Here is a 21545-nt window from a genome sequence, read left to right on the forward strand (position 1 = left end):
TCGGCGTCCCCACCGCCCGGTCTACGACGAATAACACGGACCTGAGCATGCTGAAGATCACCACCCGCGACACCGCGACCGGTCCCGTTCTGGAGATCACCGGAGAACTCGACTACGCCAACACCGCCGAGCTGCGGGACCTGCTCACCACCCTCACCCTCCAGCCGGGCCGGCGCCTCGTCCTGGACCTGGCCGGCCTGGACTTCTGCGACTCCAGCGCTCTCACCGCCCTGATAGCCGCGCGGCACTTCGCTCCGATGGGTGAAGCCGACGGTGAGGGCGCCTGGCAATCCGGTCGCAGGAGGTGGCCTAATTCTGCAGAATTCGGGTTGTGGATCGCTTGGTGGAGATCGCGGATCGGTTGACCGCCGTCGGCGGCGTTGTCGGAGTGTGTTTGGGAGGCAGCCGCGCGAGGGGCACGCATCGTCCTGACTCCGACTACGACCTGGGCCTGTACTACCGGCCGCCCCTCGACACTGATGCCCTGCGCCTGCTCGCGGCCGAGCTGACCGGCGAGCCGGTCGACGTGACTGAGCCGGGCGGCTGGGGACCGTGGGTGGACGGGGGTGCCTGGCTAACCATCGAAGGTCACCACGTGGACTGGATCTACCGAGATCTGAACCGGGTGCATCGGATCTGGCGGCAGTGCCAGGATGGGCAGTTCGAGGTAGGCGTCCAGCCCGGCCACCCATTGGGGTTCTATTCCCACGCCTATGCCGGCGAGGTAGCCCTCGGACGCATCCTCGCCGATCCGAGCGGTGAGCTGCAGACCCTGCACTGGCAGACCCACAGCTATCCGCAACCCCTGCGCGAAGCGCTCATCACCAACGCGCAATGGGAGGCGCCGTTCATCCTGGCTGGCGCCCGCAAGGGCGCGGCTCACGGCGATGCCTTCTATGTCGCGGGTTGCCTTTTTCGTGCGGTAGGGCTTCTCGCGCAGGCCCTCCACGCCCAGGCCAGGTGTTGGGTGCTCAACGAGAAGGGGATGGTTCGGGCCGCGGGAGAACTTGCCGTGGGACCAGCCGATTTTGCCGAGCGGGCCCACGAACTGTTCTCCGCGCTCGGCACCACCCCGGATACGCTCACCGCCGCACTCGATGACGCCGATCGACTGGCTGCCGAGGTCTGTGAACAGCTGGTCTTCTGACCGTGTCCTTGACGGTTCACGCAGTGTCATGGAAGGGCTAGTCCGTTTACGGACCGGTGCGACGTTTCTGTGCCCATATCTCGCTCCCACCGCTCGGCGTGGCCTCGCACTGTCCATCCGCCGGCCCGGCTGGCGGACTCTGCACTCCCCTAGGTTGGGTGCGTACGGGTGCTGTCACGGGTCTCCTGCAATTCGCGCGGGAATGCAGACGTGGACGGTGGGGCGTTGGGTTCGGCGTTGGGTGTCGTCGCGCGTGGCGCGGAGGAGTAGGAGGGTGAGGTCGAGCGCTGCGAACTCACCGGCCCAGCCCTTGGCTTGGGCGGGGCCTCTACGAGTGATGAGGTCGTCCCCAAGTCGGTGATCATCTTCGGGCTGACCTGGAGCATCCGGCGGCGAGTTGCGCAGGTCGGGACTGAGGTGAACGGTGTAACGGGCGGCGGTGAGCATCTCCGCCGCCCAGGTGGCGTTTTCGTTCTCCCAGGTGCGGCCCAGGTCGAATGACAAGCGGATCCACACGCTGCGGAGCGTGGGATAGGTGTCGAATACCGGCACGCCCTGGGCGCTCACGGCGAAGGCGTCGACGGGGCCGAGAACTTCGAGTTCGCCGCTTTGGCGCGGGTGATGCGGATCATTGCGTTGCTCATCGGCTCCGCCCCTTCCCGGCTGGCTGCGCTGGGCCGCCCACAGGCACGGCGGCGCTCTGCGGCGCACACTCGGGGAAGGCGGCCTCCGGTGTGGTGGCCTTCGCGGCGAGCGGGTGACCGCCGTCTGTGCGATGCGGGTTCGCCGCTCCAACAGCCCGTTGCTGGTTCGACAAGCGCGCCTACGTCTTCCACGGCACTATCACCGTCGCCGCGCCCCGGCTCTGGATCAGGGCCTGATCAGCCAGTGCTCAGCAGCGTGACCATGCCTCTCTCGGAAGCCAGTGGGACAGGTCGTCCATGGCTTCGAGCGGAAAGACCACCGGTCGAGTGAGCAGGTGGTCGCCGACTCGCTGCACATCGATCACGACCCCCGACGATTCCGAGCCGGGCACACCTGCGTCGATGTAGACAAGCTCGTCATGGGGCTCGCGAGCCTCGGCCTGGTCGATGATCCACTGCTCAAGCGTTGAGGGGACTCGCCCCACCATTGGCGTCTCGTCTGCAACGACCTGAGGCCCGCGCTGCGCGTCGACGACAACCGCTGCCAGCCGTTCTTCCCGGTAGTGCAACTGCAGGCCGAAATTCGGGTAACTGCCCTCCAGGACCATGGGGACGGCGTCGAGGCCGGGCTGGTGCAGTGTGCACCGTTGAGACTCCATCGTGATGCCGCTCAGTGCCATCGACACCTCATCAGGAGTCACGCCGAAACGCAGCGGCCCACGGCCATGAACGGATCCAGCGACCACTGCTGTCTCTCGTTGTCCGGCAACACGCCCCGCCATTTGACCATGGCCATGAAGAGTACGGCGGCCCCAAGATCCGCCGGACAGGCCCCCAAAGCCTGTTGCAGAACCTGGTTGGAGATCGCATAGCGCCGACATGCAAGGTCAACCGGTTTCATCAAGCGGCAGGCAATCAGGCAACGCTCCGCCTCCAACAGGTCTGATCATGGCCTGGAATCGGCGCAGGGCAAGTTCTGCACACGCTTTAAAGCGTGTTGCACAAGGCTGTGTTCGGGCAGGCCAGAGCGGGCGGGGTTGTCTGCTCATGACGTGAGGGCGAGGTTGTGCATGTGGGCGACGGCCTGGACGGCGTGATGGAGACCGTCACCGCGCTGGCGGCAGTTCCGGAGGATCTTGTAGGGGTTCATCCGGTCGATGACATGTTCCACGCGGGCGGGGACCTCGGCGCCGGCGGCGATGGCCTCGCGTGCCGGCTTGCACGCGCTCTTCTGGTCAGTGAGCATCGCGGCGATGTCGGGCTGACTTGAGGGCTCGTCTTCGGTGGCCATGCGGTGACTGTAGAGACTGAACGGGGGCGTTGCTACAGGGTTGCCGCGTGGCCTGGGCTGCGGGGGGGGGAGAGAGAGACAGAGGGTCACGATGCTGTGCCGGGCATCATGGAACGATCTTCTAGTGGCTGGTGTGATCACGGCGTCGGAGACGTCTTGGATAGCCCTTTTCAGCGGGCTGAGCCCGCGTTCCTTCGGGAACCTGGTGACGGCGCTGCGCCGCGAAGCTGCGGATCCGGGTGCAAGGGCCGGCCTGGTCCCTTCCGCTGAAGGACTGGGTACTGCTCGTATCGGCCTACTGGCGCGGGAATTTGACGATGCGTCAACTCACGCCGCACCTCGGCATCTCGAAGTCCGCGGCCGACCGGATTATCGACCACCCCGCTCCCGCGCTTGCCCTGCGGCCCCGCAGGCGGTTCGCCAAGGGCACCGCTCTCATGGTGGACGGCACCCTGGTCCCACCCGGGATCACGACATCGCCGATCGGTCGAAGAATTCTCGGTACTCAACCAACCACCAGGTCGTCATCGACGCCGACACCCGCCTGGTCGTCGTGGTCAGCCGGCCGCTCGCGGGCAAGCGCAACGACTGCAAGGCGTACGAGGAGTCCGGCGCCAAGGCCGCTGTTGGCAAGACCCTCACGATCGCCGAAAGGCGGTTTCCGGGCACCGGACTCGACATCCCACACCGTTGTGAGCGTGGCCGGGCCGAACTCCCGGACTGGAAAGAGGAACACAACAAGTCTCAAAAGCAGGTCCGCGCCCGCGTCGAGCACGTCTTCGCCCGCATGAAGACCTGGAAGGTCCTCCGCGACTGCCGCCTCAAAGCGACGGCATCCACCACGCCATGCTCGGCATCGCCCGCCTGCACAACCTCGCCCTCGCCAGGTAGATCAGAGGACCCGTGCGGCGGCCAACCCTGCCCGAGCCGATCCGGAGATTATTCACGGGACATCCCGCAGGCCTGCAGCTCCTGGAGACGCTCGAGGTCGTCACGAACCGTCTCCCGCTCCTCGGCGGTGAGGTTGACCGCGCCGGCCTTGGCGAGGGCCGTCGTCGCGGTCCCTTCGTCACCGAGACGCCCGGCGACGTCCGCTCGCAGGAGGAGGAGGCGAAGCAACTGCACGGGTGTGGGCCGCTCGTCTTCCAGGTGCAGTACCCGGTCGATGATCTTCGCGGCGCCCGCCGGATCCTCTTTCGAGTCCGCAAAGAGGGACGCGTGGTGCAGGGCACGGGCGAAGGTCTCCTTGGGGGCGGGGCGGTGATGCGGGTCCTCGCTCGTCTGCTGCCCGATGCGGATGCAGTTGCCACCTGGATCGGTCATGAGGAACTGCCGCACGCCGTACGACATCTCCTTGAGAGGCCCGATACGCGGCAGTCTGCGGGTCGGGATCCTTCCGTACGCCGCCTTGAGCCCGGCCCGGAAGGCGGCGTGCAGCCCGGCAACGTCATCGGTCAGGACGTAGCACGTGCTGATTGATTCGGTCGGCTCGTACTGCTTCATCCCGAAGAACTGGAGCTCGATGCCGCCGCGCTTCACGACGGCGTACGGGTTGGGGCTCTTCTGCTGGAAGGTCACCTCGAACCCGAGGGCGGTGTAGAAGTCGACGACGGGCTGGATGGTCTGGCACGGCAGGATCGGAATGGTCTTCTCACTCATACCCGCACACTAGTCAAAATTGACTATTGGGTACAGGTGCTGCAAGGAGTCACGCCGTGTGCGGTGGCGACGTGCCGGCCGAACGGCGGGATCAGATGCTCTCCGAGCATGGACCCGCAAGGCTGCAGGTGAGCAGCTTGTCGGCCAAGGCTGTCGCCCTCGTACGGGTCCTGCAGGCTGAGCTCGGTATTGACCTGACGAGCGCGAAGGCCGTAATGCGGCGCGTGGTGAACGGTGAACGCTCAGGAACGCTTCAGGAGATGGAACACCTGGCTCGCAAGCTGAGAGAGCCCGGCTCATTGCTGAAGCTACGCGCCGTAGGTGTGATTGATGCCCATCGCCCTGGCCTTGCCGGGGGCGAGGGTGGGGTGGCAGCGGCACTGGGCCCGGATGGAGGTCCTCTCGTCCGCGCTGATCACGTACTCGTCATCGCCGAGCTGTTCGCCCTGCCAGGTGCGGGCGTACAGGTCCAGCACCCAGGCGGCCTTCGGCCGGAAGCCGGGGCTGGTGATGAAGATCCAGGAGCGCTGCTGCCAGGGCCTGAGCGCGTCCTGGACCAGCCAACTACCCACGGTCGACGCCGACATGAGCGGGGCGATGCCCCGCCGGGTGGCCTCCCGGGCCAGTTCCGGGCACGACCAGCGTGAGAGCGGTACGTCACTCTCGGCAGGCAGGCAGGCAGCCGGCAGGCCAGCGCCTTGACCTCGGCGGCCTGCAGCGGTGTGAACGAGGCGGGAAGGCCGCAGCGTTGACGGTCTTTGAGCCCGGACAGGCCCGCCTGGGCGAACCGGCCACGTCAGCGGCGCACGGGTTCCAAATGCAGCCCCGTCTCCTGGGCGATGCATGCGTTAGAGCGTCCACGCGCGGCGTGCAGCACCACCCGTGCCCGCACCCGCAGCCGGTGCCCGGACTTGTGGCCGTAGGCCGCCTTCTTCAACCGCACGCGTTCGGCGGCACTCGGGGCTGTCGGACAGGGGGTGCGAACGGGGATGGCGGGCGAACCGACCGGCCGAAGTGGATCACTGGTACCCCGCAGCCTGCCCCGCCCGACACCGCCCCAGCCCCCGCAATGCCCGGTGCAAGAGGCCACCTGGACAGGGAAAACGCAACTTCGACATGGCCCGCAGAGGCAGCTACCTTCACCTGGTCTTCGGCGATCGCCCACGGTCGCACAGGAGTTCCTTCAGGCTGAGCCACTCGCCACGGGATGAGTTAGTCACGCCCCGCGAACCCTCGCCCCCATGCCCAAGCCACCGAAACCGGGTCCACGCCAGGCACCCCCAACCAGGGAGAGACGCATGCCCCATCTTGCGCTGTACACATTCGGCGTCCTGAAGTCACCTCTCGCCGATCCCGCAGCTCTCACGCGCGAGTTCTACGACAGTGGTGAGGCCGTCTACCGGAAGATCGGCCAGCACCCCGGATACCTCGCGCGTGCTGAAGCGGCAGACGGTGACCGGGGCATGCTCTTCGAGGCGGACTGGGGTGCATGGGGAGAGTTCGCCGTACCGACCTGGTACGGCAAGGGCCGTACTGTGGAAACCACCGCCCTGGCCGCGACCCTCTCACTCTGGACCGACCTGCGCCCCGCCGTCGACGCCGTCTACACCGGTCTGCACCGTGAGGCGCTCAACAGGCGTTACGACTGGTTCGAGAGGACAGGACACCCGAATTACGTGTGCTGGTGGGTCTCCGACGGCGTGATACCCACCTGGCAGGACGGGGTTTCCAGGCTGGAACACCTCCACGACCACGGCTCCGCGCCGCACGCCTTCACCTTCCACCACTCGTTCGCCCCGGACGGAACTCCGACCAGGATCAAAGGCATCGGGCCGAAGAGCGACCAGGTTCGCTGACAAGGAAGCCTGAACGACCGGGTTCGCTGTCAACGCCTCGATTGAATTACGGGGAACAGATGCGTCTGCGCTATGGACGGATCCGCCAGTACACGGGCTTCGCCGTCCACCTCGCGAGCACCGATGAGTACCAGGACGCCATCCTGCCCACCAGCGACATCTCCGGCCCCCCGAAGACGCCCTCGACTGCGCCTGCTGCCTCTACCTCACGGACCCCGGCATCTGACTCCGCACCACTCACAACACAGGCTCCCAGTCAACCCCCGAAGGATTTACGGAGCCGACCGGTTGGGTGTCTGATCTGACGGAGTGATCACTGCTCGGACATGTCGGTGCGGCGGGCAACTGACTAGCGTCGCTGCCCGCCGCATGGCTCTCGCGGATCAGCTGTAGGGGATCACCAACACGGACTTGTCCGTGCCCGTCTGCAGTTTTGAGGCGCCGTTGCCGATGGCGTTCCAGACCTCGAGACGTACGGTGCCGCCCTTGAGGCTGCCCAGTGTGCCTGTGGACGCCTTGAGGCCTCGCGTCTGCGTGTACTCCTCCCACCCGGCGACCGGGTCGGTGGCGAAGTAGTTGTACGTCTCGGTCCGGTCGAAGGTGCCGTCACCGGTGAGGTCGTAGCTGACACGCGCCTGTTGGCCGAGGCCGACCGTCGTGCCGGCGTCCAGTTGGAGCCGGAACGTGGTTCCGACGCCCGGGGTGAGCGTGCCGTTGACTCCGCGGACCTCGTAGACGAGGGGCTGGTGCGGGGTGCCGTCGTGGTTGGCGCCGCCCGCGGAGGCGATCGTGTCGCTGCCCGAGGTGCCGTCGGTCGCTGTGGTCAGGACACCACCGCTGCGCAGCTGGAAGGTGTTCCCGGTCGGCGGATCGGGATCGGGGTCCGGGTCCTGCGACCCCGACCCGGTGCCGGTCGCGGTGGAACGAGCAGGCACGGAAAGGGTTTTGCCGTCCGAGAAGGTGACGGTACGGGCCGACGATCCGTGGTTGTGGGCGACGTAGGTGCGGGTCGTCCCCTTGGTGAGGACGGCGGAGGTGGGGATGTCGCCGGTCACCGTTGCGTCCGGGGCGCCCAGCGCGTCGAGGGTGTTGATCCAGTGGTAGGTGTGTGCCTTGGACTCTCCCTGCTCCGGGGTGTATCCGGCGTTGCCCGCGTCCCACTTCGCCTTGGCCGTGGCCGGGTCGGCCATGGACTGGAACTCCCAGAGGATGTCGCGCCATTCGACGGCCGGGCCCCCGTTCTCCCGCTCCATCTCGGCGATGTTGCGCCGTATAGCGGCCTTCTCACCGCCGAGATGGAGTGATCCGCCGGTGACGGGCAGGACATTGATGCCGTGGATCTCCTCGGGGTTGGCGGTCCACCAGGTGGCGTAGGCAGCGCCGCTGCCCCAGACCATGCCCGCCGTGTCGTGCCCGAACGAGGCGGGGAAGACCTGCTCGTCGGCGTCGAACCAGTACTGGGCGATCGATTCCGACTCGGTGGTCAGCAAGTAGGTGCCGAGGTCACGCAGCGAGGTGTCGCCGGTGGCGGAGCCCCACAGGACGAGGGCTGCGCTGAGGTTGGTGGACTCGGAGGAGGACTCCTGGTTGTTGCCGGCGGCGAAGCCTTGATGGCCGGATGCCCAGCTGTGGCCGGCGTAGACGTCGAAGCCGCGCAGGAAGGGGAAGGAACCGTCGGTGCGGCTGGGGTTGGCAGTGTCCCGTACGAGGGTCTTGACCATGCCGCCCCATGCGGATTCGGCGGCCCATCCCTGGTCGTACTGGGCGACGATCGCCGCCGCATAGACGTAGTAGCTGTAGTGGAAGTGGTGGTCGTTGAGCTCGGTGTCGCTGCCGTAGGACGCGGGATAGCCGGTGAGGGTCTTCCAGTCCTTGTCGTAGCTGAACTCGTTCGCGCCGCCCGCCGTGAACCATTCCTGGAGCTTGCCCTTGATCAGGCCGAGAAGCCTGTCGCGGATGCCGGTCTCCCCGATCTGCTCGGCCACCGGAACGAGTTGGGCGAGGCGGCCGAGGGCTTTGCCGGTCCAGTAGGTGTCGGTGGCCCCGGAGAAGGGGTCGGCAGCATTGACGACCTCGTTCAGGTATCCGCGCAGCCGGGCGGCGTCCACACCGTTCGACTTCGGCAGTGCGGGCAGGACCGCCGCTGCCTTCTGGGTCGTGGTGAACGAGGCCGACTCGCGGACCTTCATGGTGCCGCGCGGTGAGACGTACGTGTAGGAGGTGAGGGCGTCGGTGGTGTTCAGCCACTGGTGACGGTAGAGCGCCTGGAGAGTGCCGCGCTCGGTGCCTTCCTTCGACTCCGTGGTGAGGGTGTAGGTGGCGTTCACCGTGCCACCGGTGTAGCTCCAGGTCACCTTGGAGTCGGTGACGAAGCTGTAGGCGTACTTCTTGAAGGTCGCCAGCGCGTCGGTGTTCGGCAGCACCGCGACGGAGAAGTAGTCCTTGGAGCCGAGACCGGCGGTGATGGTGGAGCCCGCGACGTTCCAGTCGCTGCCGGTCGGCGCGAAGAGGGCGTAGTGATGCCCGCCGACGGTGATGCCGAGGACGTTGGTCTGGTCGGCGAAGACGGTGGGCGCACCGGCGGTGGTGATCTGGGCGTTGCCGCCGGAGCCCTTCGCGTATACGAACGGGGAGCCGTGGCCGATGGTGGTGCGCAGCGTTCGGGCACCGTCGGACCACAGGGGAGTGACCGTCCAGTCGGACCAGTCGTCGGCCTTGGTGTCGGGGGAGTTGAGGTCGGTCAGTCCGATGGTGAGGTCGCGCTTGTGGGCGTACTCGTACTGTCTGCCGTCACCGACGATCGCGGGCGACGTCGGGTAGCCGACGTCGAGTCCGCCGGCCGTGGCCTGGTAGGTGAGGGGATGCCCGTACATGGGGGTCGACCACGGGTTGTCGCCGTAGCGCTGGAAGGCGAGGGAGGACCACCAGTCGTTGGTGGGCACGGGCCGGTTCCGGGCGGCGGTGGTCAGCTTGGGTGTGACGGGTGTTCCTGTGTTGGTCGTAGGGCCCGACGTGCCGGCGGGCCGAGTATCGGAGTAACTGCCGGAGCCTACGGGAACGGTAGCCGCGGCCGCCGGTGCGGCGGCCGGGACCAGGCCGACGACGGCGAGCGCTGAGGCCAGCAGCAGTATGACGGCCGGTCTGGTGCGTGGGGATGGCATGCGGCACCTCAAGTCTTCACAGAAGAGGAGTCTGAGAGCGCTCTCAGATGGCCGGAACGTAAAGCCTCTGTAATGCACGTGTCAATGCATTGAACGCGCCCGGGAGTTGACGACGAACCAAGTCCGTTATGTCTTCGGCAGTTGATGATGAGGGTCGGTGAAGCCGGCTCCCGGCGGGCGCGGATCGCCGCTACGGCCGGCAGTTCCCTTGCTGCGGCCGGTCCGGCCGACATCCTGCGCCTGTGACCAGGGCTGCCGCCATCCGACTCCGCACTGCGGAAAGCCCGTGGGCGCACGACCGAGTCGGTCACCACGGCCTTCCAGTTGGTGCCCTCGATGCCCGCGCGGATCTTGTAGCGCGCTTCCACTGATCGGTCTTCTGTTTCTGGCGGGCCTGTTGGACGGCGTCGCGTTCGCTGAGGTGCCGAAGCCCGTCCTCGCGGTGGAAGAAACGCTCCTTGACCTCTGGCTCACCTCGGAACCACGAAGGCCCCTACATCGCTGCGTTCGTCGCCTGGGCCGTCCGCAGCGAATACGCCGCCAACATCAGCATCTCCGCCGATCCCAGGGGACGATCTCCGGCCACCTCCTCTACGACGACTCCTTCGAGACCAAAGACCAAGTCGCTGGGCTGATGGCCCTCCTCTACGGACAGACCCCGCCAGGATCAGCCGCCTGACCACCACGCACGTCATCCACGACGACAAGGGCGTCGCCCTGCAGCGCTACAAGACGCCGCTGAGACTGCCACCGCCGCTGGACGAGCTCGTCCTCCAGCTCGTTGAGATCGCCCGGAGCCATGAGCTCACGCTGGTATCCAACGACCAGAACGCACCCTGGCTCTTCCCGAACCAGCGCCCCGGCAACCCGCTTCCCAGACACCGACTCGCAAGCACGCTCCGCGACATCGGGATTCCCTCCGAAGCCGCGCGATGCGCCGCCCTGCTCGATCTCTTGTGTCCAGGGGCCCCGTCCTGCAACGGCGCCTCGGGGTCAGCTACTTGGTAGTACGCGCCCGCGTTCACGCGGCGGGCTGCTATGAAGCAGCCACAGACGAGGAACAGGCCCTGATGGACAAGTTCCTGGCCCGCACCGAGCGCTACCAGACACTCCTGATCGATGCCACCGACAGGCTGGGCCTGGATCGCATCGACGTGGGTGGCGGACAGTCCGCCACAGAACTGGCTGACACCGTGCTCGCGGCAGCCGACGCGCAGACCGCGGTGGGACGGTCATCCAGCGGTCGGTGACCACTCGTGGCGGCTCACCTACGGCACGGCACATCCCGACGCCCAGCGCCCCACCAGCTCGTATTGAAACGATCAGTTAGGCAGTCACCTGCTCGTCGACGCTGCTGCTTGGGACAGAGCGGGGGCCGCGCTGAAAAGCGCATATACGGAGGCGCGGACTTGGCCTGAGACCACCTCGGGTGTGGAGCTGTCCAGCTTGCCGTCGAGGTGCAGGAACGCCAGTCCGCGGTCGTTGAGGCGGCCGGAGACGATGTGGCTGAACTCCGGACACGGCGAGGCCCTGCTGGCCCTCGGCTTCGATCTGTGCTGGGCGAGCGCCTGGATGGGCGAGCCAACCCGTGGATCGGCCCCGTCCTCGGCCTCCCGCCGCTGCCGTTGGTCGACTTCGGGGACAGCCTGATGCGCGAGCGGCCGGACGGAGTCCAATGGAAGTCCGAGCCTGTGGTGGCCTACGCCGAAGGCCGACCCTTCGCCTGGGTGGACGACGAACAGACCGACGCCGACCACGCCCACATCGCCCTCATCCACCCCACCCCGCCGCTGCTCCACCACGTCAACCCGCGCATCGGCCTGCGGCAGGACGACTTCACCACCTTGACCGGCTTCGCCGCCTCAGTCTCCCGGCTCCGCCGTACCGTTCTGACTGTCTTTGTGAGGCAGGCTCTATCCCGGGGGAGGACGTCCTGTCGGCCTCCGGCATCCTGGGCGACCACCGGTTCATGGGCGGCCAAAATGGCTGGCGGAAGGCGTGGTTGAACGGGTAGGAAGGGCGCCATGAGTACCTCTGGCCGCCATCAGTCCGCCGTTCCCGATCCGCGGACGTTCTCCCGCAGCACGCTGGAACTGGGCGATGTTCTGCTGCATCCGTGGGGTCGGGCGAGCGCCGAGCCGGACACGCTGCTGGACGGCCTGATCGTTGCTGCGGCGGATCCGCTGGTCGCCTTGTGGAACCCTCTCGCGATATCGGACCGTGATGACGCCCTTGGATGGCTGGAAGGTCGAGACGGCGGCTGGGACGCCGGTGTGAGTGCCTCTTTCGCCGCGCGGAACGCCAGCGACGGCGCCCTGTTGGGGAGCGTTACCGTTCGGTGGGTCGACCGCGCGGACGGTCTGGCGATGATCGGTTACTGGACGTTGCCGACCGCCCGCGGACGGGGTGTGGCCACGCGAGCAACGAGGGCGGTAACGAACTGGGCCTTCCGAACTGCTGATGCCCGCCGCATCGAGATCGCCCACGCAGTCGGCAACGAGGCTTCCTGCCGGGTGGCCCACCGCTGCGGCTACCTCGCCGAGGGCACGTTGCGCGCCTCGCATCGCTTCGGTGACGGCGCGTACCACGATGAGCACTTGCACGCCCGCCTGGCCACAGACCCAGGACCGGCCGATCCCATACAGTGGCCGACTGCCCAGGTGCAGTCGCCCCCCGGGACCACGAGTAACTGACCAAGACCGTCGCCGGCTAGTGCCGCATCTGCAAACGTTCGCCTCCCCGCAAGGACGTTTCTTCGTGTTCCATCAGGTGGAGGGTTATCGGGCTCCGGTTTGGCCACCTGCCGACGCCGATCAACGCCCGATGATGCACTACGACAGCCAGGTCGGCGAACTGCACTCAGCGGTCGCCTTGGGGCCACGGTGGCGGAGCAGCCGCATGAAACGTCGGCGTGCTGTTCGACCCTGCCGGCCACCCTCTCTGCCTGTGCCGCGACGACTAGATCAGGCGACGTTCGCCCTGCTCCTGCCCTGCGCGGATAGCAGGTGGCATCTGCGCGCGTGCGTCGCCAACGCACGACCGACCCGGCGCCCTTTCGGATGATCCGCAGCAGGCGCCGCCCCTCGTTATCGTCGACCGTGGACGCGCACTGGGTTTGCCACCTGGACAGCCTGGCTGCCGCCGGACTGGTTTCAGATCCGAGCCCGGCAGGCCGACGGCGGGATGAGCCGTACGTGGTCCGCAACGACTGGCAGAGCCGAGGCCTGGCCATGGCCGCCGCCCTGACCTGCTACAAGAAGCTCGCGAAACTTGCCTCGTGAGACTCTCTCTAAGAGCACCTACTGACCTTCAAAGCGTGGTGTCGTAGAGGCTGACGTCTCGTGATCCCTGCGGTTTGCCGACTGCATGAGGTACGCGAAAGGGGGCGGGCTGACCGACGAACGGCGGGCCTTCCGAGAGTAGTTGAGGCTGGAGGCGGCCGAACGGCTCATACGGGGCGAGGAGAACACGGTCATCGCTCACGGGCTGCGGGTCAGCGTCCGGTTGGTACAGCGTTGACGCAAGGCTTGGTCGCAGGACAGGCCGAGAGCCCTGGCCTCGAAAGGCCCAGCATCGTTGCCGCTACTCAGCGACGTACTGTTCGCCGTGCTGGAGCGGGAGCTGGCCAGGGGCCCGACGGCACATGGGTGGCTGGACCAGACGTGGACCCTGTCACGGATCCAGACGCTCATCGGGCGCCGCTTCTATAAGAGCTACACCGTGCAAGGGGTGGCCGCCCTGCTCAAGCGGCACGGCTGGAGCTGCCAGGTCCCCGCCCGGCGTGCGATCGAGCGGGACGAGAACCTGGTGGCCGGCTGGGTGAAGGAGACCTGGCCCCAGGTGGAAGGACCGTGGCGGCGCTCGACGCCTGGCTCGCCTTCGAGGACGAAGCCGGATTCTCGATGACGCCGCCGACCACCCGCACCTGGTCCCGACGCGGCCATACGCCTATGGTCCGCGTCCGGGGCCGCTCCCGCCGCCGCTTATCTGTGGCCGCCCTGGCCTGCTACAAGACCGGCGAAGCCTCACGGCTGATCTACCGGCCCTGCCCAGACGCCCGGCCCGACGGGCGCAAAAGCTTCTCCTGGAAGGACTACCGCGACCTGATCCAGACCGCCCACCAACAGCTTGGCGGCCCGATCGTGCTGGTCTGGGACAACCTCAACCCCCACCTCACCACCGGCATGCGCCGCTACATCACCGACCGCGACTGGCTCACTGTCTTCCCACTGCCGCCCTACACACCCGACCTCAACCCAGTCGAGGGCATCTGGTCCGTCCTACGACGCACCACCGTGGCCAATCGCGCCTTCGCCGACCCCGATGACTTGATCACTGCCGTCCGACGCGGCCTACGCCAGCTCCAATACCGCCACGAGGTCCTCGACGGCTGCCTCACCGGCACCGGCCTCCGATGCCAGCCACCATGACGACATCACGCACTCGACGCGGTAGTCGGAGAGCCCTTTCGGTACTCAGATGTGCTGCATCCAGATATTGGGCTCTACGTAGGTGCCCTGATCAGCGGAGTGGTCGAGCCGTAGCAAGCTCAGCCCGTCAGGGATGACGTAGTCACCCGTTTCGGGGAAAGCCATGCCGGTCCACCCCTCCCATTCCGCGATCGTGCCGGTCATAGTTTGCGACTCGGGAGCCGCTGCGAGAATGCGGGCGCCCAGACGCTGGTGCGTCCGGATCCATGGATCCAGGGCCATACCGTCCTCACGGGTCCACCTCATGAAGGCCTCGATGGACGTCAGCGGGTAGCGGGCTTTCAAGGTCGGGCGGACCGGTGCGATGACGCGCGGCCATCCTGCATCCTCGGCGAGTTGGCGCAGTGCTGTGAGTGTCTCCCCGGCCAGGCCGCGTCCTTTGAATGACGGGGTGACGATTGCTCCGCAGATCACCAGGGTGTCGGGTTCGACGCCTTGCTCTCGACCCTCCACGGCGCGGATCGTGGCATGGGTGTAGCCAGTGGGGAGTGTCTCCGTTCGCCCATCCCACCGGATCGGTATACCCCAGCCGGTCGCGACAGGCATGCCGTGGTCGTCCACCAGCGTGAGATTAAGGTCGGCGAACCACTCCCTGATCCTGTCGATGTACTGCTTGGCCAGCCGATCGGCTGTGATGAACTCCGGGAAGCCCTCGCTGAAGAGCTCCTTCATCTGCTCATCAGGCCATGTGCGTGCGTCTGTTCGCTCAACGGTCAAGGTCACCGGCCCGTTTATAGCGCACCGATCACAGACGGAGCGACGCAGTTCTTGTGGCTTGGGCTGGAGCAGGCCGCCGGGATCATGCCCTGTCGGCCCTCACGACACCACGCTTTGAAGGTCAGTAACAGAAAACCTGGTCGTAGCCACATCCCCTTCCGGCTGAGTCGGCAGTGCTGCGGGAGGTGCTCGGGCCCGAGCTGTAGGAGGCCGTACTGGCCGTCCGCCGCGCGGAGGCGGAGCTGTTCGCGATGTTCACCGACGCGGACGTCATCGAGGCCGTCCGCTGGCGGTATTGCCTGGCTACTCCTCGGGCTCCCAGGCGATCAGCTGCTCGAACACCTGCCGGTCGCCCTCGATCTTCAGGTCGCTCAGCGTGAGGCGGCCCCAGACGAAGAGAAGCAGCTGCTCGGCCGTGCCCGTGGCCGAAGCGGAGGCGGGCGCGGCGTCGTCCGTGAGGGGTGCGGGCCAGGCGCCGGTGCCGTCCAGCGCGAGGAGCCAGGAGCTGCCCTCGGTGGCGTGGTAGTGGATGGTGGCGGCCTCGTGCGGCCAGGCCGCCGGGGTCGAGTTGCAGGTGTCGAGAAACTCGGCCACGCCGTCGATCGCGACGTCCGGTGGCATCGGCTGCACGGCGCCTTCGGCGAGCTGGGCGTCGTAGGTGTGCACCAGCACCTCGTGCACCCGGCGCCGGGCAACGACCCAGGCATTCGCCGACGACACGCCGGCGCCCCACCACGCCCAGCACTCGCGCTCCGGGCCAGCCTCGCGCAGCGCACTCAGCAGCAGCTCGTTCGACTCGGCATACCAGGCCAGCAGCGCCTCGAGCTCGCGCGGCACCTGTGCGGCATCCTTGGCCGGCGGAGCCTCGGCCGGGCCCGCGGCGACGATCGCGGCCCACCAGCGCTGGCCCGTACCCAGGTGCTGCACCAGATCGAACAACGTCCACTCGGGGCAGGACGGCACCGGCGCCTCAAGGCTGGGCGCGGCGGTAACCGCACTCCGGAACGCGGCCGACCGCTCGTCGATCAGTTGCAGCAGGGCGGAATACTCAAGACTCTCTGTCACATCGCTTGCCTATCAGCCCAGTTCAGCCGACCGCACCCCATTTTCCAGGCCGTCAGCTGCGGGAGTTAGGCACCTGATAGGAAGGCCTGGTCGTAGCCATATCCCCTTCCTGGATGGCTCGTTGAACGAGTCACGGGGAAGGGGAACGGTCCTCCGTGGATGGTGCCGGATGACCTGTGGGGGCGGATCGAGCCGTTGCTGCCGGTCAGGCAGCGGCGTCCGCGCCATCCCGGCCGGTTGCCACTGGACGACCGTGGTTGCCTGCAGGGCATCCTGTTCGTGCTGCACACCGGGATCCAGTGGGAGTGGCTGCCGCAGGAGCTCGGCTTCGGGTCCGGGATGACGTGCTGGCGCCCGCTGCGGGACTGGCACGAGGTCGGGGTGTGGGACCGGCTGCACCAGATGCTGCTGACCGAGCTGCACCGTGCCGGGAGGCTGGACTGGTCCCGGGCGGTGATCGACGGCTCCCACCGCCAGGCCCGTCGGGGCGGTCCAAAACAGGCCCGAGCCCGGTCGACCGTGCCCGGCCCGGCTCGAAGCACCACGTCATCACCACGCAGGCGGCACCCCGCTCGCCATCACCCTGACCGGTGGCAACCGCCACGGCATCACCAGCTGCTGCCCCTGCTCCACGCGATCCCGCGGATCCGCGGAGCGACCGGTCGCCCCCGTCATCAGCCGCGGCAGTTGTTCGCCGACCGGGCCTACGACTTCGAAGTACCGTCGGCTCCTGTGGAAGCGCGGCATCAAGCCGGTCATCGCCCGACGCGGAGTTCCGCACGGCTCCGGCCTGGGCTCGGTCCGCTGGGTAGTCGAGCGGACGAACGCGTGGATCCACGGCTTCCGACGGCCACGGATCCGCTGGGAGATCGGCATTGTGTTAGCTCCTCTAAAGCCGCGGTGCGTTCCGCTCTTGAGGAACCAGCATGTCCTGCGGACCGTTCTTCCAGGAGGACTGTCCTGGATTGCGGCCCGAGCTGGAACGACAGCTGATGGTTCACGCTGATCCTGGTGACAGTCGGCCCTCGAAGACCCAGGATCCAGCGGTCGTCGTGCTCGGCAGAGAGGGAGGCTTCCACTCCGGCACGATGCGCTGTCATACGCCGGATCACGCTGCTGAGATCACCCGAAAGACTCGCAGTCCCCTCTCGGGTGAGGTCAGGACTCAGCGGTGATCAATTCTCCCTCGACGCTCAGGTGGGCTCCAACACCCGTTCTCGAACGGGCTGCTGCTCATCCGTGAAGGGGTTTGGGTGGACCAGGGGTTGCGGGGGAGGGAGGCGGCGTCAGTGTGCCGTTCGGCGTGCCGTGTTCTCTCGCCATTCCCGGCCGATCGATCGCATCAGGGCGGGGTAGACCCCCAGGTACCGGAAGGGTTTGATGCCGGCCATGTACAGGGAGCCGAGGCGGCCATTGGGTTTGACCAGGACGGCCATCTGGCCGCGGTAGCCGCCGTGGCCGTCGGGGACCCAGCCGATGTGCATGACCCCGTGCATGGTCTTGTTGGCGTACTCGGCGGCCCACTCGTCGTGCGTCTGGAAGACCGAGGTGAAGGGCACCGCGGCGAGGTCGGGCCCGCGCGGCCCGTCGCGCAGGTCGTCCGGCAGCCGGTCGCGCAGCGTCGCCACCCGGCCGCCGACGCCCGAGTCCGGCTTGTCCCAGCCGAGCACCGCGCCGAGCTTCCAGCGCACCGCGAACAGGAAGCGGCCCACGGGGTTGCCGCCGTCCGGACCGTCCGTGCCATCTGCCATCTGCTGGACCAGGTGGTGCAGGTCGTCGGGGCCGCCCGGGGTAGGCAGCGCCCACAGGTCCTCGAGCTGGAAGTCGCCGGCGATTTCGTGGATCCGCCAGGGGCGGGACATGTGGTCGGTTGAGGGAAGGCGCAGACCGTTCATGGTGGACCCCTGTCTATACGGTGGCGTATAGATCGAGCATAGACCCATCTATACGGCTCCGTATACTTGGGCCGGGGTAGGTGAAAGGGAGACACGGCATGGGCGCGATCCGTACGCCGCGGGACAAGTGGATCGAGGAAGGGCTGCGGGCGCTCGCCGCCGGCGGCCCGGAGGCTGTCCGGGTCGAGGTCCTCGCCCAGGCGCTCGGCGTCAGCAAGGGCGGTTTCTACGGCTACTTCCGTAACCGCGCCGCCCTGCTGGAGGAGATGCTCGACACCTGGGAGCGCGGGGTCACCGCGGATGTCATCGAGCGGATCGAGCGCGACGGGGGCGACGCCCGCGAGCGCCTCGGGCGTCTCTTCGACTTCGTGGGGTCGGGCGAGACGCCCGTGACCAGCGCCGGGGTCGAGCTTGCGATCCGCGACTGGGCCCGGCGCGACGAAGGCGTCGCGCGTTGCCTGCGCCGGGCCGACAACCGGCGCATGGACTATCTGCGCGAGCTCTACGGGGCCTTCTGCCCCGACGAGGGCGATGTCGAGGCCCGCTGCCTGATCACCTTCTCACTGCGCATCGGCGACCACCTCATCGCAGCCGACAACGGCCCGCGCAGCCGCACGGAAGTCCTCGCCGCAGTGCGGAACCGGTTGTTGGGCTAACAGCCTTGGGAGCGATTGAGGTCGGGGCGTACTGGCGTGGCGGGTCGGCTGGTGGGTGATCAGAAGGCGGCCTATGGGGCTAGCAACAGTTCCGTGCTCGCTTTGTGGCGGGTCGCCTTCCGGGCGGAGCGGTCAGGGACCAGGGCTGCCACTGCGAGGTGGGTCTCGGCGTAGGTCTTGCGGCGGCAGGTGAACCGCTGCAGGGGGCCGCCACTGCTTGTGCTCGGCGTTGCTGTGCTCCACGCAGATCCGCGTGGAGGGCCACCGGCGTCGCTGCTCGCGCCAGGCGTGGTGCTCGCCCAGCGGCGCGTCGTCCTTCGGCTTCTTCGGCGGAGCGCTGACCTGACCGAGAAACTCGTCGGCTGGGCCTCCGGTAGCCCTCGTCGGCCTCGGCCTTGACTTTGGGGTGCCGTGGGAACTGCTCGGCGATTTACTCGGTGCGCATTTCGGTCTGGTCGTGCATGCGGCCCGGTCGGACCATCCCGTTCAACGGAGTGCGACCCTGCGGGTCACTGAAAGGTGGTGGTCTTGATGGTGTTCTGCTTCTTCTTGCCGGAGGCGAACGCCCTGCGGTCGGGGCGGCGGGCGCGGGGGCGGCGGACAGGTGCCGTCGACGTGCAGGCCAACGCCCTCCGCGCCGGCGTAGGCGAACGCGTCCTCCATCGTCCGCAGCCGCACCCCCAGTTGCCGGGGGAGGGCGAGGCCGCGGGTCGCCGGCAGCGGGCGGACCTCGCGGATGGCTCCGAAGGCGGTGGAGCGGTCCACTGCGTACAACTCGGCCAGAGCGGCGTGCGGGATCCCAAGCCGCGGATGGACCAGCGTGGCCAGGAGCCGGTCGGCGAGGGTCAGGCGCTGCTTGGGTCCGGCGCCTGTCGGCCGCCTCCGGTCTCCACCACGCCGCTCGTGTAGACAATCCGACTTGCGTGACGCCGACTTCACCGAGACCGACCTGCGCGAGGCAAACCTGCGCAAGGCCGAGGCCCACGGCGCGGTCTTCCACCGCGCCGACCTGCGCATGGCCGACTTGCGCGGCACCGACTTGAGCACCGCCAGCCTTGTCGAAGCACGCCTGACCGGCGCCCTGGCCAGCACGCACACCCGCTGGCTCGCCGACTTCGACCATACGGCCGCCGGAGTCGCTGACACCGATGACCCCGGACCCGAGCCCTCACCCCTACTCCAGCCGCCCGGGATGACGTGGCAGGCACCGCCGCTGCGGTCCACCCCCTGACCAGGACGCGCCGGTCAAGGCTGCGGCGACCAGGATCCGCCTGACCGGCGTCACTCCCTCTGCAACGGCGTCCTGATCGCGCAGAGCCGCGGGGGGCCAGGCAAATCCAGGAGCTGACACCGCTCCCAAGGTGGTAAGTGAGTGCCCGGCTCTTCCCGGTGTCCGGTGACAGCGGGCTGTGAGCGCGTGCCATAGATCCTTGACGGACGCGCACGCGAGTTCCTGTCACGTGGCTGGGGACACGGGGCTGTGGCAGGTCCGGGGCGGGACGGTAGCCTGCCCCGTTGTGATCACCGCGCGTGAACTGAACCGGGCGACCCTCAGCCGTCAGCTGCTGCTGGAGCGTGAGCCGTTGACCGTCGTGGATGCGGTGCGGCGCGTGGTCGCGCTCCAGGCGCAGCACCCGGCCTCGCCGTATCTCGCGTTGTGGAACCGGGTCGCCGGTTTCGCTCCGGTCGAACTCGATGCCGCCTTCACCGGGCGTGCGGTGGTCAAGGCGACCCTGATGCGGATCACCCTGCACGCGGTGCACGCCGGGGACTATCCGGTCTTGCGCGCGGCAATGCAGCCCACTCTGCACGCCTCCCGACTCGGCTTCCGCTTCGCCGACGCGGGGCTGACCCCGGCAGACGCCGACGAACTGGTGCCACAGCTGCTGGCCTTCGCCTGTCGGCCGCGGACTTCGGCACAGATGCAGGCGTGGGTCGAGGAGCGGCTCGGTGCCGAGAAGAAGGACGGGGCGTGGTGGGGGCTGAAGGCTTACGCGCCACTGCACCATGCCCCAACAGGCGGGCCGTGGTCATTCGGCCTGCGGCCGTCCTTCGTCGCGGCGGGTACCGGGACCGTCCCCGCGGGGCGGGCGGTGGATCCACAGGCGCTGCAGACCCTGATTCTGCGCTACCTGGCAGGTTTTGGGCCCGCGTCGGTGGCCGACGTGGCGCAGTTCGCCATGGTGCAGCGGGCACCCGTTCGCCAGGCGCTGTCTGCTCTGGACGGCGCCGTCGAGCAGGTCCAGGGGCCGGACGGCAACACGCTGTTCGACCTCCCGGCCGCCCCCCGCCCGCCCGCGGATACTCCCGCTCCACCCCGGCTCATGGCGATGTGGGACAGCATCTTGCTTGCCTACGCCGACCGTAGCCGGGTGATACCCCCGGCCTACCGTCCCCTGGTGATTCGCACGAACGGAGACGTACTGCCCACCTTGCTGGTGGATGGCTATGTCGCCGGTGTATGGCGCCCGGTGGAAGGCGGTATCGAGGCCACGGCTTTCCACTCCCTGTCGCCCGCCACCTGGGACGGCCTGGCCGCGGAGGCACAATCCCTGAGGGCGCTCCTGGGCGAGCGCGAGGCGGAGGTCTACAGCCGCTACCACCACTGGTGGGCGAAGCTCCCCCAGGCCGAGGTGCGGATGCTGTGACCGGCTGATGTGCCGCTCGGACTTGAGCGGTCCCCCCAGGTTCCCTGACAGAGCCTGGCGCGTCTGCGGAGGTCAGCGCGGCGCTTTGCGAGGGTGGCCGCGGACAGCATTGCGGCTTCGCGCCGGCTGGTGGCGAGTGACGTGCTTCGCCATTGACAGCTACCGTGCCTCGGTCCCGGAGCGCGCAGGCCGACGCGGCCCGGGGGGACGACAACTACCGTGCGTCGGCACACCCGTGCGTCGGCACACCCGTGCAAGGTGCTCAGCACCAGCCATCAGGTGTCATGCCGACGAACCGACTTGCCATTGCCCGGGG

General features: G+C 67.8%; 18 protein-coding genes and 8 pseudogenes. 14 read left to right on the forward strand and 12 right to left on the reverse strand.

Going from position 1 to position 21545, the window contains the following annotated elements; genetic code table 11:
- Positions 1-41: 41 nt before the first annotated feature.
- Positions 42-245 (forward strand): annotated as a pseudogene (locus tag AB5J55_RS41590) (STAS domain-containing protein); the annotation flags it as partial.
- Positions 246-331: 86 nt separating this feature from the next.
- Positions 332-1147: a nucleotidyltransferase domain-containing protein gene (locus tag AB5J55_RS41595; protein ID WP_369275599.1), complete on the forward strand. Its 816-nt coding sequence runs from the start codon at positions 332-334 to the stop codon at positions 1145-1147.
- A 174-nt stretch (positions 1148-1321) separates the two neighbouring features.
- Here AB5J55_RS41595 and AB5J55_RS41600 read toward each other — a convergent pair whose 3' ends face one another.
- The 4 genes and pseudogenes from AB5J55_RS41600 to AB5J55_RS41615 all read right to left on the reverse strand — a co-directional run.
- Positions 1322-1714: a hypothetical protein gene (locus AB5J55_RS41600; RefSeq protein WP_369275600.1), complete on the reverse strand. Its 393-nt coding sequence runs from the start codon at positions 1712-1714 to the stop codon at positions 1322-1324.
- Between the two features lie 325 nt (positions 1715-2039).
- On the reverse strand, positions 2040-2471 hold the full coding sequence (locus AB5J55_RS41605) for a hypothetical protein (protein WP_369275601.1): 432 nt from the start codon (positions 2469-2471) through the stop codon (positions 2040-2042).
- Positions 2472-2488: 17 nt separating this feature from the next.
- Positions 2489-2728, reverse strand: coding sequence for a hypothetical protein (locus tag AB5J55_RS41610; protein ID WP_369275602.1), 240 nt, complete (start codon positions 2726-2728; stop codon positions 2489-2491).
- A gap of 108 nt (positions 2729-2836) precedes the next feature.
- Positions 2837-2974, reverse strand: a pseudogene (locus AB5J55_RS41615) (IS5/IS1182 family transposase); the annotation flags it as partial.
- A 232-nt stretch (positions 2975-3206) separates the two neighbouring features.
- On the opposite strand from AB5J55_RS41615, the pseudogene AB5J55_RS41620 reads away from it, so the two are divergent.
- Positions 3207-3973 (forward strand): annotated as a pseudogene (locus tag AB5J55_RS41620) (transposase family protein).
- A gap of 48 nt (positions 3974-4021) precedes the next feature.
- Here the strand turns inward: AB5J55_RS41620 and AB5J55_RS41625 are convergent.
- Together AB5J55_RS41625 and AB5J55_RS41630 are read right to left on the reverse strand one after the other, a co-directional pair.
- A complete protein-coding gene (locus tag AB5J55_RS41625) occupies positions 4022-4741 on the reverse strand; it encodes a bleomycin resistance protein (RefSeq protein WP_369275603.1) in 720 nt (239 codons plus the stop codon).
- A 308-nt stretch (positions 4742-5049) separates the two neighbouring features.
- Entirely contained in the window at positions 5050-5328 is a 279-nt protein-coding gene (locus tag AB5J55_RS41630) for a hypothetical protein (RefSeq protein WP_369275604.1), read from the reverse strand.
- 711 nt (positions 5329-6039) lie between these two features.
- Here AB5J55_RS41630 and AB5J55_RS41635 point away from each other — a divergent pair.
- Positions 6040-6597 (forward strand): DUF3291 domain-containing protein, encoded by a 558-nt coding sequence (locus AB5J55_RS41635; RefSeq protein WP_369275605.1) that lies wholly within the window; start codon positions 6040-6042, stop codon positions 6595-6597.
- A 383-nt stretch (positions 6598-6980) separates the two neighbouring features.
- On the opposite strand, the gene AB5J55_RS41640 is transcribed toward AB5J55_RS41635, so the two are convergent.
- Positions 6981-9758 (reverse strand): glycosyl hydrolase, encoded by a 2778-nt coding sequence (locus AB5J55_RS41640; protein WP_369275606.1) that lies wholly within the window; start codon positions 9756-9758, stop codon positions 6981-6983.
- Positions 9759-10762: 1004 nt separating this feature from the next.
- Between AB5J55_RS41640 and AB5J55_RS41645 the strand changes: the two are divergent.
- A pseudogene (locus tag AB5J55_RS41645) lies at positions 10763-11008 on the forward strand (hypothetical protein); the annotation flags it as partial.
- 84 nt (positions 11009-11092) lie between these two features.
- On the opposite strand, the pseudogene AB5J55_RS41650 reads toward AB5J55_RS41645, so the two are convergent.
- Positions 11093-11233: pseudogene (locus tag AB5J55_RS41650) on the reverse strand (TetR family transcriptional regulator); the annotation flags it as partial.
- A gap of 10 nt (positions 11234-11243) precedes the next feature.
- On the opposite strand from AB5J55_RS41650, the pseudogene AB5J55_RS41655 reads away from it, so the two are divergent.
- From AB5J55_RS41655 to AB5J55_RS41675, 5 genes and pseudogenes are all read left to right on the forward strand, one after another.
- A pseudogene (locus AB5J55_RS41655) lies at positions 11244-11764 on the forward strand (hypothetical protein); the annotation flags it as partial.
- Positions 11765-11782: 18 nt separating this feature from the next.
- Complete coding sequence (locus AB5J55_RS41660) at positions 11783-12451, forward strand: GNAT family N-acetyltransferase (RefSeq protein WP_369275607.1); 669 nt, start codon at positions 11783-11785, stop codon at positions 12449-12451.
- A gap of 327 nt (positions 12452-12778) precedes the next feature.
- Positions 12779-13039 (forward strand): hypothetical protein, encoded by a 261-nt coding sequence (locus AB5J55_RS41665; RefSeq protein WP_369275608.1) that lies wholly within the window; start codon positions 12779-12781, stop codon positions 13037-13039.
- 295 nt (positions 13040-13334) lie between these two features.
- Positions 13335-13664, forward strand: coding sequence for a winged helix-turn-helix domain-containing protein (locus tag AB5J55_RS41670; protein WP_369275609.1), 330 nt, complete (start codon positions 13335-13337; stop codon positions 13662-13664).
- Entirely contained in the window at positions 13661-14188 is a 528-nt protein-coding gene (locus tag AB5J55_RS41675; protein WP_369276455.1) for a transposase, read from the forward strand. The genes AB5J55_RS41670 and AB5J55_RS41675 overlap by 4 nt, the downstream gene beginning before the upstream one ends.
- 45 nt (positions 14189-14233) lie before the next feature.
- Here AB5J55_RS41675 and AB5J55_RS41680 read toward each other — a convergent pair whose 3' ends face one another.
- Both AB5J55_RS41680 and AB5J55_RS41685 read right to left on the reverse strand, forming a co-directional pair.
- Positions 14234-14971, reverse strand: coding sequence for a hypothetical protein (locus AB5J55_RS41680; RefSeq protein WP_369275610.1), 738 nt, complete (start codon positions 14969-14971; stop codon positions 14234-14236).
- Positions 14972-15268: 297 nt separating this feature from the next.
- Entirely contained in the window at positions 15269-16030 is a 762-nt protein-coding gene (locus tag AB5J55_RS41685; protein ID WP_369275611.1) for a maleylpyruvate isomerase family mycothiol-dependent enzyme, read from the reverse strand.
- Between the two features lie 159 nt (positions 16031-16189).
- On the opposite strand from AB5J55_RS41685, the pseudogene AB5J55_RS41690 reads away from it, so the two are divergent.
- Positions 16190-17036 (forward strand): annotated as a pseudogene (locus AB5J55_RS41690) (IS5 family transposase).
- A gap of 280 nt (positions 17037-17316) precedes the next feature.
- Here AB5J55_RS41690 and AB5J55_RS41695 read toward each other — a convergent pair.
- Positions 17317-17925 (reverse strand): DUF2867 domain-containing protein, encoded by a 609-nt coding sequence (locus tag AB5J55_RS41695; RefSeq protein ID WP_369275612.1) that lies wholly within the window; start codon positions 17923-17925, stop codon positions 17317-17319.
- Between the two features lie 98 nt (positions 17926-18023).
- Here AB5J55_RS41695 and AB5J55_RS41700 point away from each other — a divergent pair, with 98 nt between their 5' ends.
- Positions 18024-18581, forward strand: a complete 558-nt coding sequence (locus AB5J55_RS41700) for a TetR/AcrR family transcriptional regulator (protein ID WP_369275613.1) — start codon at positions 18024-18026, stop codon at positions 18579-18581.
- A gap of 762 nt (positions 18582-19343) precedes the next feature.
- On the opposite strand, the pseudogene AB5J55_RS41705 reads toward AB5J55_RS41700, so the two are convergent.
- Positions 19344-19598, reverse strand: a pseudogene (locus AB5J55_RS41705) (hypothetical protein); the annotation flags it as partial.
- On the opposite strand from AB5J55_RS41705, the gene AB5J55_RS41710 reads away from it, so the two are divergent.
- Positions 19501-19812, forward strand: a complete 312-nt coding sequence (locus AB5J55_RS41710) for a pentapeptide repeat-containing protein (RefSeq protein WP_369275614.1) — start codon at positions 19501-19503, stop codon at positions 19810-19812. The pseudogene AB5J55_RS41705 and the gene AB5J55_RS41710 sit on opposite strands and share 98 nt — an antisense overlap.
- A gap of 286 nt (positions 19813-20098) precedes the next feature.
- Entirely contained in the window at positions 20099-21229 is a 1131-nt protein-coding gene (locus tag AB5J55_RS41715) for a winged helix DNA-binding domain-containing protein (RefSeq protein ID WP_369275615.1), read from the forward strand.
- Positions 21230-21545: the final 316 nt, after the last annotated feature.

The organism is Streptomyces sp. R11 (assembly GCF_041051905.1).
GTDB lineage: Bacteria > Actinomycetota > Actinomycetes > Streptomycetales > Streptomycetaceae > Streptomyces.

Coding starts and splice junctions, on each gene's coding strand:
- AB5J55_RS41605 (WP_369275601.1), bottom strand. CDS start 2,471: ATGGCACTGAGCGGCATCACGATGGAGTCTCAACGGTGCACACTGCAC.
- AB5J55_RS41625 (WP_369275603.1), bottom strand. CDS start 4,741: ATGAGTGAGAAGACCATTCCGATCCTGCCGTGCCAGACCATCCAGCCC.
- AB5J55_RS41630 (WP_369275604.1), bottom strand. CDS start 5,328: ATGTCGGCGTCGACCGTGGGTAGTTGGCTGGTCCAGGACGCGCTCAGG.
- AB5J55_RS41635 (WP_369275605.1), top strand. CDS start 6,040: ATGCCCCATCTTGCGCTGTACACATTCGGCGTCCTGAAGTCACCTCTC.
- AB5J55_RS41640 (WP_369275606.1), bottom strand. CDS start 9,758: ATGCCATCCCCACGCACCAGACCGGCCGTCATACTGCTGCTGGCCTCA.
- AB5J55_RS41660 (WP_369275607.1), top strand. CDS start 11,783: ATGAGTACCTCTGGCCGCCATCAGTCCGCCGTTCCCGATCCGCGGACG.
- AB5J55_RS41675 (WP_369276455.1), top strand. CDS start 13,661: ATGACGCCGCCGACCACCCGCACCTGGTCCCGACGCGGCCATACGCCT.
- AB5J55_RS41695 (WP_369275612.1), bottom strand. CDS start 17,925: ATGAACGGTCTGCGCCTTCCCTCAACCGACCACATGTCCCGCCCCTGG.
- AB5J55_RS41700 (WP_369275613.1), top strand. CDS start 18,024: ATGGGCGCGATCCGTACGCCGCGGGACAAGTGGATCGAGGAAGGGCTG.